Origin of the sequence: uncultured Lutibacter sp. (assembly GCF_947493565.1) — a bacterium.
GTDB classification, from domain to species: Bacteria; Bacteroidota; Bacteroidia; order Flavobacteriales; family Flavobacteriaceae; genus Lutibacter; species Lutibacter aestuarii.
Genome location: NZ_CANLRG010000010.1, coordinates 37,109 through 49,671, shown reverse-complemented (window position 1 = coordinate 49,671; position 12,563 = coordinate 37,109). Strand labels below are relative to the sequence as shown.

The window sequence follows — 12,563 nt, the reverse complement described above, 5'->3', positions numbered from 1 at the left end:
GTTGACCGATTTGTTGACTTATTTAATGAATTTAAATCAATATATCTGTTAACTCCTAAAATTCAAAACCCCGTAAAACCTATGGTTTGCTGTGTTTTGATTCAATTTGTGTTCATTTTCGCAGAGAGGAAGGGATTCGAACCCTCGATACCCTTTTGGAGTATACACACTTTCCAGGCGTGCGCCTTCGACCACTCGGCCACCTCTCTATTTTTTATTGGTTTAAATACAAATCTATTAAACCTTCTGGAGTTTCAACAATAATCTTGTTGTTTTCTCTATCCACTTTTTTAATAAAGTTGTCAATCATTGGAATAAACACATCTACTCCATTCGAGTTAATTTCAAACAACGGTTGTGCAGAACTATCATTTACTCCTTTTACAACTCCAACATAACCATAATTAACATCTTCTATATCAAAACCAATAATTTCGTGAAAATAGAATTTATTTCCTTTTAACTTAGGAAGAAATTCTAAAGGCAAATATAATTCTGAACCTATAATAGCGTCCGCATCATCTTCATTAGCAACATCTTCAAACCTAATACGTAATTGATTTCCTTTTTGAAGTAGACTTTCTTCTATAAAAAAAGGAACCAGATTATTGCCTAAAGCAACAAATACTGATTCCAAATTTTGATACAATTCAGGTTCGTCAGTGTCTAGTTTGACAACAACTTCACCTTTAAAACTATGTTTTCTTACGATTTTGCCTAAATAAAAACAATCTTCTTTACGCATTATCGATAAATAACTAGTTACTCTGCTTTTCCTTCTTCAGATGCAGCAGCTTGAGCATCATCAATTGTTTCTGGAGCCTGCTCCTCAACAACTTCTTCTACAGCTTTAGCAGCAGCTTTTGCATCTGCCTCAGCTTTAATTGCAGCTTCTTCTACTTCTTTAGCAGCAGCAGCACGTTCTTCGTTAATTTTAGCTTCAGCAGCTAATGCTTTTGCTTTCGCATCAGCTTCAGCTTTAGTTAAACCTTCTTTTTTAGCATTGATTTTAGCAGTTTTTTCATCTAACCAAGCTTGGAATTTTTCTTCTGCTTGCTCTTCTGTTAAAGCTCCCTTTCTAACACCACCTGCTAAGTGATTTTTAAGCATTGCACCTTTATAAGATAAAATTGCTTTTGCTGTGTCAGTTGGTTGTGCACCATTTTGCAACCATTTTACGGCACCATCTACATCTAAATCAATAGAAGCTGGATTTGTATTAGGATTATAAGTCCCAATTTTTTCTAAGTATTTACCATCTCTTTTTGAGCGTGCATCTGCAGCTACAATCCAATAAAATGGTTTTCCTTTTTTACCGTGTCTTTGTAATCTAATTTTTACTGGCATTTTGTTTTAATTTTTAAGGTTCTCGACCTTGGTTATTAATTTTGAGTTTGCAAATATAGTTAGATATTTTTAAATAACACGCTATCGTTCAGTATATTTTAAACTAAACCTGTAAATCCTAAAAAAGCTAACGATAATAATCCTGCTACTAATAAATTTATTGGAACACCTTTCATTCCTTTAGGAATGTTTGCCAATTCTAAATACTCTCTAATACTTGCAAATACAATTAATGCTAATGCAAAACCTATTGAATTTGCTACTGCAAAAAACACTGCTTTTAACAAGCTTCCGCCTTCTAATCCTAAAGCTAAAATTGCTACACCTAAAACAGCACAGTTTGTGGTAATTAAAGGTAAAAACACACCTAATGCTTGGTATAAAGGTGGACTTACTTTTTTCAAAATAATTTCAACCATTTGCACCAATGCTGCAATTACTAGTATAAATGTAATGGTTCTTAAATAGTCTAACCCAGCAGGGACTAAAATATATTGATGTAGTAAGTAAGTTGCCATAGTTGCTATGGTCATTACAAACAATACAGCACCCGACATCCCTACAGATGTTGAAACTTTATTAGAAACTCCAAGAAAAGGGCAAATTCCTAAAAACTGTGATAATACAATGTTATTTACAAAAACAGCTGCAATAAGTATAATAATATAATCCATTTTTATGAAGTTTTGATTGAAATTTTATTGAATAAAACTGTTAAATATGCCAAGGCTATAAATGCTCCAGGAGGCAGAATAAACAAAATAAAGGTGTTGGCGTTTTCAGAAACAAATTTTAGTTCAAATAAACTCCCACTTCCTAAAATTTCGCGCACAGCACCTAACATTGTCAATGCAATTACAAAACCTAATCCCATTCCTAATGCATCTAATATGGAAGACATTAAGTTGTTTTTTGAAGCAAATGCCTCTGCTCTTCCTAATATTAAGCAGTTTACCACAATTAATGGAATAAAAATTCCTAATTGTTCATATAAAAATGGTATAAATGCTTCTAACACCATTTCAACAATAGTTACAAATGAAGCTATAATTATTATAAATGCTGGGATACGAACTTTACTTGGTATTTGTGATTTTACTAATGAAACAACAATATTAGACATTAGTAATACAAATAACGTAGCAACACCCATTCCTAAACCATTAAACGCAGATGAGGTAACCCCTAATGTTGGACACATTCCTAAGAGCATTACAAAAACTGGATTTTCCTTTACAATTCCTTTTAAGAAATTTTGAGTTTGATTCATTTTTTCAGCCATAAATCTTATTTTTTTGATTTTTTTAATGAATCCTTATTGTCAACAAATTCATCATAAGCCATTTGAACTGCTTCGCCAAAAGCACGCGAAGTAATTGTAGCCCCTGTTAAGGCATCAATTTCTCCACCATCTTTGGTTACTTTTATATTAAAGTTTGAAGGATTTTTTTCTCTAAATTGAGCCAAAAACTTTTCATCTTTCATTTTGGTACCTAAGCCTGGAGTTTCCTTTTGCTCTAAAACTTCAATATTTTTAATGTTTCCTCCTTCATTAAAACCGACCATAATTTTTATCAATCCACTAAACCCTTTTTCAGTTGAACCAATTACAGCTGCTCCTACAAATTTATTTTCAGAAAATGCAGGATACATTTCAATGCTATCTTTTGCTAATTCAGATTGTACCAATAGAATATCATCAACCGGATTGTTATCGAATGTTGGTAGTACTAGTTTTAATGCATTCACCTTTTTTTCAAGCTTAGCTTTAGCTTTAGGCCCCACTGTTAAGTCGTTCACAAAACCCAAAGAAAACCCTGCAACTATGGTAATTACAAATAAGGATACTACCATATTTAAAAATGTATCTTTCTTTTTACTCATGATTACACAATTTTAGATTTAATTTTTGAACCAAATCGTCTAGGTTTAAAATAGGTATTAATTAAAGGCACAAAAGCATTCATAATTAAAATTGCAAATGAAACACCCTCAGGATAAGCACCAAACAATCTAATTACAACAGTTATAACTGCAATACCAATAGCAAAAACTATCATTCCTTTTTTGGTCACAGGACTAGTAACTAAATCTGTTGCCATAAAAAATGCTCCTAGCAATGCTCCACCTGATAAAATATGAATTAAGGGGTTTGCGTATTGTTCAGGATTTACCATCCAAAAAATACCAGTCATTACTGCCATAGTCACCAACATAGTTATTGGAATATGCCAAGTAATAACTTTTCTAACAATTAAGTACACTCCTCCTATCAACAATGCTAATGCAGACATTTCACCAATTGAACCACCTGTTAACCCTAAAAATAACTCAACTGTTGAAGGGATTTTTGTTGCAATGGTTGACATGGTATCTCCAAACATCAACCCTTCTTTAATCACCCCTAAAGGAGTTGCCCCTGTAACAGCATCTGCAATAGTCGTATTATTTTCAACTGCAGTAGGCCACATTGTCATTTGTACTGGAAATGAAACCAATAAAAATACTCTCCCAACTAAAGCTGGGTTAAAAATGTTAAACCCTAGCCCCCCAAAAGACAATTTTGCAATTCCAATTGCCACTAAACTACCTATAACTATCATCCAAATTGGAAGCCCTGAAGGTAAGTTAAAAGCCAATAAAATTCCTGTTAACAAAGCTGAACCATCACCAATAGTAACTTTAGTCTTCATTAAATATTTTTGAATTAAATACTCAAATAATAAACAAGAAATTATGGCTACTGCTGTAACAATAAAAGCACGAATTCCAAACACATATAACGAAACTAAAAATGCTGGAATTAAAGCAATCACAACATCGTACATTAATTTTTTTGAAGTTCTATCTGAATGCACATGAGGTGAAGCCGATATAATAATTGGTTGTGTACTCATTTTTAATTTTTAGCGGTTTGTAATTTTTTGACAATGTTTTTTCCAAAGCGAATATAATCTAGCAAGGGTCTATGCGAAGGACATACATAGCTACACGAACCACATTCAATACAGGTCATAATATCTTCATTTGAAGCTTTTTCATAAAATCCTTTTTCTGTAAGATTCATTAACAAATGAGGTTCCAACCCCATAGGACACACAAAAACACATTCGCCGCAACGAATACAATTTTTTGCCTCACCTCTACTTGCTTCCTCTTCTGAAATAACTAAAATACCTGAAGTTCCTTTTGTAACCGGTACATCGGTATTTTTAATAGCTTTCCCCATCATTGGCCCTCCGTTAACCAATTTTCGAGTACCTTCAGGCAAACCTCCAACCTCTGTAACTAAGTCGGTAATTGGAGTTCCTATTTTCACCCAAAAATTTGAAGGATTTTCTAATTTTTTACCTGTAACTGTTACTACACGTTCAGTTAAAGGTTTATTGTATTGAACGGCTTCATAAATGGCAAAAATAGTTCCAACATTATGAACAATAACACCCACATCTAAAGGCAATCCATTTTTTGGAACTTCTCTTCCTAAAATTGCTTTCACTAATTGTTTTTCTCCACCTTGAGGGTATTTTACTTGCAAAGCAGCTACCTGAATATTAGATTCATTTTTGGTAAGTTCTTTAAATAATTTAATAGCATCTTTCTTATTATTTTCAATGCCAATAATTGCTTTATTTATATTTAAGGCAACTAACAAAATTTTAATACCAACAACAATTTCATCTGCCTTTTCGAGCATTAATCTATGATCAGCAGTTAAATAAGGTTCACATTCAACACCGTTAATTAATAAACAATCTAACTTTACACCTTCTTTTACATTTAATTTAACATGAGATGGAAAAGTTGCGCCTCCTAAACCAACAATTCCAAAATCTGAAATACGCTGTAAAATAGCTTTAGGAGCCATATCAATTTGCGACTTTAAAGGATAGTCTTTTTCTTCAAAATTAGATTCGTTTTTAACATCAGTTCTAATCACTATGCATTGTTTTTTATAACCACTTGTGTCAATAATCATATCTAATTTAGTCACTATACCTGCAACAGGAGAATGAATATTTGAAGAAACAAATCCACCAGATTTTGCAATTACCTGACCAATTTCAACTTTATCTTTTTTCTCTACGATAATTTCAGAAGGAATTCCAATATGTTGCGCTATTGGCACATAAACCACCTTAGGAACGGTCATTCTTCTAATTCTTTTTTCTGCAGTAATTTTATTTTCTGGAGGATGAATTCCTCCTTTTGGAAATGTTTTAAGCATCAGTTTTTACATTTAAGGGTTCAACAGTTGCTTCTTTTTTTATAAGGTTTTTTTTCGCTACCACTTTTTTTGGTTTCTTAGGAGGGAAATTTGTTTCAATAATAGAGTGAGTAGGGCAAATATCTACACATTTTCTACATAGTGTACATAAAACAGGATCTATGTAGGCTAAATTATTCACCATAACTACGGCATCTTTTGGGCAAATATCTTCACATTTAGAACAACCAATACAAGCAACCGCACAGGATTTTTTTGCAATTCCTCCTTTATCTTCATTCAAACAGCCTACAAACACTTTTAAATCACGTTTATTACGTGGTCTCATTTCAATAATATCGCGAGGACATTCTTCAACACAAGCTCCACAACTTGTACATTTGTCGGTAATGATCACTGGTAAACCTGTAGTTTCATCCATATACATAGCATCAAACTTACATACCTTAATACAGTCACCGTCTCCTAAACATCCATATTGGCAGTCTGTTTCACCACTATAAATCATTGCAGAAATAGCACAAGTTCTAGGTCCTTGAAACTCAGTTGTTTTAGGACGAACTTCACAACTTCCTTGGCAACGTAACACTGCTACAGTTGGATCTTTTTCTGCTACTTCTTTGCCCAATATAGTTGCCACTTGTTTCATCACCTCGTTTCCTCCTACAGGGCAAAACATATCTGATATATCTTCTGTATTTACCAATTTTTCAGCAAAAGATTTACAACCAGGCGATCCGCAACCTGCACAATTTGCACCTGGCAATATTTCATCAACATCTGCAATTAGTGGATTTTCATATACGTAAAACTTTTTAGAAACTACATACAGCACTACTGCCGCAACAATTCCTAAAGAAGCCAACAACAAAACACTATATAAAACTGAATCTGTCATTAGTAGTTATTTTTTAAAATTGAAACTTTAAATGTTTTTTTAAATAAATTTTTTAAAACATAAAGCGTAAAATAGTAAGGAGCCAAAACAAAAAGGGCTATCAAACCTGCTTGCCATTCTTTTAAAAAGTTTGAAGAAACAAATAGCACAACAAGTACTAAAACAAAAGGAAAAACATACGCCCAAAAAACTGCTTTTAAGCCTAATTGCTTCGCTAAAATAACTTCAACTTGTTCATTTAGTTGAAATGAAGAGTTGTTAGTTTCAATTTCAATTTCTTTTGAATTTGATTCTGAAACTCCACAGGCTGCTTTTGCATTACAAGCCTCACAGTTTATATTTCCTTTTAACGAAACTGTTAAAACTCCGTTAGAAATCTTAGAAATAATTCCCTCGTGATTTATCGTGTTTTGACCTTGGTTTTTATAGCTATTTAAATCAAGTTTTTCCATTATCATTTATCTGCATTAACTTGCATTGCTAAAATTAGGACATCTTTTTTTTATAAAGTATGACCTATGTTAGGATTTTATTGTTTAAATTTAAAGCTATGGTTATTGCGATAATTTTAAAATATTCTTCAATTTTATTCAATATCATTTAGCTTTCTTAAATTCTGTTAAACATCTAAAAATAAAACCTGATTGTTAATAAATAATCATTGATTACAAATATAAAATCTTATTAAATTCCTATTTTTAAAAACTCATTTTTCACCTAACATTCTAGCACATGTTTTTAATATTTGACACAGAAACCACTGGTTTACCAAAAAATTGGAATGCACCAATTACTGATACAGAAAATTGGCCAAGATGTGTTCAAATTGCTTGGCAATTGCATAATGAATATGGTGAATTAATTGAGCAACAAGACTTTTTGATTCAACCTGAAGATTATAATATTCCGTATGATGCTGAGCAAATACATGGAATTTCAACTGAACTTGCTGAAAGTAAAGGTGAACGTTTAGAAAAAGTATTACATCTTTTTAATAAAGCGCTCTCTAAATCAAAATTTGTTGTTGGTCAAAATGTAAATTTTGACCTTAACGTAATGGGCTGTGAATATGTTAGAAAAGAATTGGAAACTACCCTGTTAGAATTACCAATTTTAGACACTTGTACAGAAACAACCGCTGCTCTTTGTCAAATTCCTGGAGGTAGAGGAGGTAAATTTAAACTACCTACACTTACCGAATTGCATGAACACCTTTTTAATGAACCTTTTGCTGAAGCCCACAATGCTACAGCTGATGTTGAAGCAACTACTCGTTGTTTTTTAGAATTGATTAGACAGCGTGTTTATACCCAAGAAGAATTAGATGTTCCTTCAGATTATTTTGAAAACTTTAATGCTAAAAATCCAACAACAATCAATGTTATTGGCTTAAAACATCTAAACTTAAAAAAAGAAAGTAAAAAGTTAAAAACCAAGACAGAAACTAAGGTTGACCTTTCATCTCATTCTAAAGATGTTATAAAAGATTTTAAAGAGGCTTCTTTTTCACATTTGCACTGTCATTCACAATTTTCTGTTTTACAATCTACTTCCAGCATCAGCAATTTAATAAATTCTGCTGTAAAGTACCATATGCCTGCTGTTGCTTTAACTGATAGCGGTAATATGATGGGCGCTTTTAACTTTATTAAAGAAGCTCTTTCTTACAATTCTTCTGCTAAAAAGTTTAATGATGATTTAGAAGAAGGACAACAACCTAAACAATTATTAACCCCCATTTTAGGATGTGAATTCAATGTTTGTGAAAATCATTTAGACAAAACTAGAAAAGACAATGGATATCAAATAGTCATCCTAGCAAAAAATAAAAACGGCTATCATAATTTAGCTAAAATGTCCTCCATTTCTCATACTCAAGGATTTTACTACGTACCTAGAATTGATAAAAAAATTATTGAGCAATACAAAGAAGACTTAATAGTACTTTCAGGAAATTTATATGGAGAGATTCCAAGCAAGATTTTAAATGTTGGTGAAAATCAGGCTGAAGAAGCATTGCTGTGGTGGAAAGAACAATTTGGAGATGATTTCTATTTAGAAATTATGCGCCATAACCAAGAAAATGAAAATCATGTTAATAATGTGTTAATTGAATTTTCTAAAAAACACAACGTAAAATTAATTGCCACCAATAATACTTTTTACACTTCTAAAGATGAGTCTGAAGCACATGATATTTTATTATGTGTAAAAGACGGCGAAAAAATTGCCACCCCAAAAGGAAAAGGAAGAGGATACCGATTTGGTCTTCCAAATAGTGAATACTACTTTAAAAATCAACAACAAATGAAAGACTTGTTTGTTGATGTTCCTGAAGCAATTACCAATATTGAGGAAATTGTTAGTAAAATTGAAACCTATACACTCGCTAGAGATGTATTATTACCAAAATTTGATATTCCTCAACAATTTATTGATCCGCAAGATGAAATTGATGGAGGTGTTCGTGGGGAAAATGCCTATTTAAAACACCTAACTTTTGAAGGTGCTAAAAAAAGATATGGTGCTAATTTTGATAAAGACATTAAAGAACGTTTAGATTTTGAACTTTCCATTATTGAAAAAACAGGTTACCCTGGTTATTTTTTAATCGTTTGGGATTTTATTTTAGAAGCTCGAAAAATGGGAGTTTCTGTGGGACCTGGTCGTGGCTCAGCAGCTGGCTCTGCTGTTGCTTACTGTCTTTGGATTACTAATATTGATCCAATTAAATACGACCTACTTTTTGAGCGTTTCTTAAACCCAGATCGTGTATCACTTCCCGATATTGATATTGATTTTGATGATGAAGGTAGACAAAAGGTGATAGATTTTGTGATAGAAAAGTACGGAGCCAGCCAAGTTGCTCAAATTATTACCTATGGTACCATGGCCGCAAAATCTTCGGTAAGAGATACCGCTAGAGCTCTAGATTTACCTTTACATGAAGCCGATAGAATTGCAAAACTAATCCCAGGTGTGAAATTGCAAAACATTTTTGGCGTAGATGAAAAAAGTAAAAATAAAATTAAAGGATTGCGCTCTGAAGAGTTTGAAAATGTTCAAGAACTTAAACGAATTGCAGAAGGCGATGATTTAGAAGGTCAAACATTAACCCAAGCTTGTGCCTTAGAAGGTTCTGTTAGAAATACTGGAATTCACGCATGTGGGGTTATCATTACTCCTGAAGAAATTACCAACTTAATACCTATTGCAACTGCTAAAGATTCAGACATGTATGTTACCCAGTTCGACAACAACGTTGTTGAAAGTGCTGGTTTACTTAAAATGGACTTTTTAGGGTTAAAAACATTGACCTTAATTAAAGATACCGTTAAAATTGTAAAGGCAATTCACGGAGTGGAATTGACACCCGATGAGTTTTCTTTAGACGACCAAAAAACCTACGAGCTGTTTCAAAAAGGTGAAACCATTGGTGTTTTTCAATACGAATCTGTTGGAATGCAAAAACACATGAAATCGTTAAAACCAACCGAGTTTGCCGATTTAATTGCTATGAACGCTTTGTACAGACCTGGACCAATGGAATATATTCCTTCCTTTATTGATAGAAAACATGGTAGAGAAGAAATTACCTACGATTTGCCTGACATGGAAGAATATCTCAAGGAAACTTATGGGATTACCGTTTATCAAGAACAGGTTATGTTACTTTCTCAAAAGTTGGCAAACTTTACCAAAGGTGAAGCAGACATGCTGCGTAAAGCTATGGGTAAAAAAATATTTGCGCTGCTTGAAAAACTAAAACCTAAATTTATTGAAGGTGGTAAAAAAAACAACCATCCTGAAGAAGTTTTAGAAAAGATTTGGAAAGATTGGGAAGCCTTTGCTGCTTATGCTTTTAATAAATCGCATTCTACTTGCTATGCCTATATAGCTTACCAAACAGCTTATTTAAAAGCACATTACCCAGCAGAATACATGGCGTCAGTATTATCTAATAATATGAACGACATTAAACAAGTTACTTTCTTTATGGAAGAGTGTAAACGTGCTGGAATTCCTGTTTTAGGACCTGATGTAAACGAATCATTTTACAAATTTGGTGTCAATAAAGAAGGTGCAATACGCTTTGGTATGGGAGCCATAAAAGGGGTTGGTGCAGCAGCCGTAGATGCTATTGTTGAAGAACGCAAAAAGAATGGTTCATATACTTCAATTTTTGACTTAACAAAACGAGTAGATTTAAGAGCCGCAAATAAAAAAGCATTTGATGGATTAGCTATGGCTGGTGGATTTGATTCTTTTAAAAATGTTCATCGTGCTCAATATTATCAATTGGATGAAAAAGGCGTAACTTTTATTGAACGTGCAATTAGATATGGCAATAAATATCAAGAAAATAAAAATTCTGCACAAGTATCTCTATTTGGTGAGGCTTCAGAAATTCAATTTCCAGAACCAGAAATTCCACAAGCAGAAAAATGGGGAGTCATGGAAGAACTTTCTAAAGAAAAAGAACTCGTTGGTATTTATATTTCTGGTCATCCTTTAGATGATTTTAAAAATGAAATTAAATATTTCTGCAATTGCTCAGTAAGTATTTTTAAGGAAGATTTATCAAAATACGTTGGATCAAATTTAACATTTTCAGGTATTTTAACAGATGTACAACACCGAATTTCTCAAAACGGCAACGAATGGGCTTCTTTTGTGGTACAAGACTTTGATGACAGTTTTGAATTTAGAATTTTTAAAGAAGACTATTTAAATTTTAAACCCTTTTTAACTGAAAATTCATTTAGACAAATTAAAGTAAATATCTCTCCAGGATGGAGAAACAAAGAGGGCAAAATTGGAGAACCAAGAATAAAATTTACCGATATTAAAATTCTTCAAGATGTATTGGAAAAACAATCTAAAAAATTATTACTACAGCTTAATATTCAAGAGTTGAACAATACAAGAATTGAAGAGTTACAACAAATCATTAAAAAAAATGAAGGAACCGTTCCACTTGATTTTCTAGTATTTGACCTTAAAGAAAAAATTAAAGTTAATTTGCGAAGCCGATCAGCCAAAGTAAAAATTACCAATCAATTTTTAAAAGAATTAGAGGAAAAGGAAGTTCTTTTTAAATTGAGTTAGTTAAGAGGTTAATTCTCTAAATAAACTTTCTAAATTTCTATTTCGAGTATTTAATTGTACAATTTTCAATCCATATTCTTGAGCAAAATCAAATATGGTGGCTCCCATATCTTTTTTAGTATCAAAAATTAGTTGCCAAGTAGTATCATGTAAATTGTTAACTTCTATTATAAAAGGTATTTTTTCAATAAATTGTTTTTCAATTTTAAAATCAAAAGAAACTTCCACTATTTGATGACTACTTTCTTTTAATTCATTAAGCTTTTTATCGGCTACTATTTCCCCTTTATTTAATAAAACTACCCGATCACAAATAGCTTCAACTTCTTGCATAATGTGAGTTGAAAACAACACTGTTTTATTTTTACCTACTTCTTTAATTAAATTTCTAATTTCAATTAATTGATTAGGATCTAAACCTGTTGTGGGTTCATCTAAAATTAAAACCTCTGGATTATGTAATAAAGCTGCCGCTAAACCAACACGCTGTTTGTATCCTTTAGAAAGTTGATTTATTTTTTTATGTGCTTCAGGTAACAAACCTACTTTTTCAATAATTTTAGACACTTCATTTTTAGAAACCTGATGAATTTCTGCATTAAAAAATAAGTATTCTTTTACAAACATATCCAAATAAAGAGGATTGTGTTCAGGCAAATATCCAATACTTTTTTGCGCTTTAATCTTATCCGAAACAATATTGAATCCATTTACTAAAACTTCTCCTTCAAAAGAATTGATATAACCAGTTATTATTTTCATTAAAGTAGATTTACCAGCTCCATTTGGACCTAAAAAACCAATTATTTCACCTCTTTTAATAGAAAAACTAACATTATTTAATGCTTTTTGATCTTTATAAAACTTGGTTATATTTTTAACTTCGATAGACATTTAACAAAAATACATTTTAATTACAATTAGTTGTTACAAATTAACGTTGTATGCGTCATATAATTTTAAGAACTTTGAAAAAAAATA

Annotated in this window: 11 protein-coding genes and 1 tRNA gene; 1 reads left to right on the top strand and 11 read right to left on the bottom strand. The window is 32.0% G+C overall.

Annotated elements, in window-relative coordinates; genetic code table 11:
- Positions 1 to 121 precede the first annotated feature (121 nt).
- The 10 genes from Q0714_RS12615 to Q0714_RS12570 form a co-directional block, all read right to left on the bottom strand.
- A tRNA-Ser gene (locus Q0714_RS12615) sits at positions 122 to 209 on the bottom strand.
- A gap of 5 nt (positions 210 to 214) precedes the next feature.
- Complete coding sequence (rimM, locus tag Q0714_RS12610) at positions 215 to 745, bottom strand: ribosome maturation factor RimM (RefSeq protein WP_298265602.1); 531 nt, start codon at positions 743 to 745, stop codon at positions 215 to 217.
- Between the two features lie 17 nt (positions 746 to 762).
- Positions 763 to 1,347: a 30S ribosomal protein S16 gene (locus Q0714_RS12605; protein WP_298265600.1), complete on the bottom strand. Its 585-nt coding sequence runs from the start codon at positions 1,345 to 1,347 to the stop codon at positions 763 to 765.
- A gap of 98 nt (positions 1,348 to 1,445) precedes the next feature.
- A complete protein-coding gene (locus Q0714_RS12600; RefSeq protein WP_298265598.1) occupies positions 1,446 to 2,021 on the bottom strand; it encodes an RnfABCDGE type electron transport complex subunit A in 576 nt (191 codons plus the stop codon).
- 2 nt (positions 2,022 to 2,023) lie between these two features.
- The gene (locus tag Q0714_RS12595) at positions 2,024 to 2,629 is read right to left on the bottom strand and encodes an RnfABCDGE type electron transport complex subunit E (protein ID WP_298265596.1); all 606 of its coding nucleotides are present in this window, start codon (positions 2,627 to 2,629) and stop codon (positions 2,024 to 2,026) included.
- 5 nt (positions 2,630 to 2,634) lie between these two features.
- Positions 2,635 to 3,231 (bottom strand): RnfABCDGE type electron transport complex subunit G, encoded by a 597-nt coding sequence (locus Q0714_RS12590; protein ID WP_298265594.1) that lies wholly within the window; start codon positions 3,229 to 3,231, stop codon positions 2,635 to 2,637.
- A 2-nt stretch (positions 3,232 to 3,233) separates the two neighbouring features.
- Complete coding sequence (locus Q0714_RS12585; RefSeq protein WP_298265592.1) at positions 3,234 to 4,244, bottom strand: RnfABCDGE type electron transport complex subunit D; 1,011 nt, start codon at positions 4,242 to 4,244, stop codon at positions 3,234 to 3,236.
- Between the two features lie 2 nt (positions 4,245 to 4,246).
- Complete coding sequence (gene rsxC / locus Q0714_RS12580; protein WP_298265590.1) at positions 4,247 to 5,575, bottom strand: electron transport complex subunit RsxC; 1,329 nt, start codon at positions 5,573 to 5,575, stop codon at positions 4,247 to 4,249.
- Entirely contained in the window at positions 5,568 to 6,473 is a 906-nt protein-coding gene (locus Q0714_RS12575) for a Fe-S cluster domain-containing protein (RefSeq protein ID WP_298265588.1), read from the bottom strand. Before Q0714_RS12575 ends, rsxC begins: the two co-directional genes overlap by 8 nt.
- A complete protein-coding gene (locus Q0714_RS12570) occupies positions 6,473 to 6,925 on the bottom strand; it encodes a SoxR reducing system RseC family protein (protein ID WP_298265586.1) in 453 nt (150 codons plus the stop codon). The genes Q0714_RS12575 and Q0714_RS12570 overlap by 1 nt, the downstream gene beginning before the upstream one ends.
- 280 nt (positions 6,926 to 7,205) lie before the next feature.
- Here Q0714_RS12570 and dnaE point away from each other — a divergent pair, with 280 nt between their 5' ends.
- Positions 7,206 to 11,582, top strand: coding sequence for a DNA polymerase III subunit alpha (gene dnaE / locus Q0714_RS12565; protein WP_298265584.1), 4,377 nt, complete (start codon positions 7,206 to 7,208; stop codon positions 11,580 to 11,582).
- Here dnaE and gldA read toward each other — a convergent pair whose 3' ends face one another.
- Positions 11,583 to 12,476, bottom strand: coding sequence for a gliding motility-associated ABC transporter ATP-binding subunit GldA (gene gldA, locus Q0714_RS12560; RefSeq protein ID WP_298265582.1), 894 nt, complete (start codon positions 12,474 to 12,476; stop codon positions 11,583 to 11,585). It abuts the gene before it with no gap.
- Positions 12,477 to 12,563: the final 87 nt, after the last annotated feature.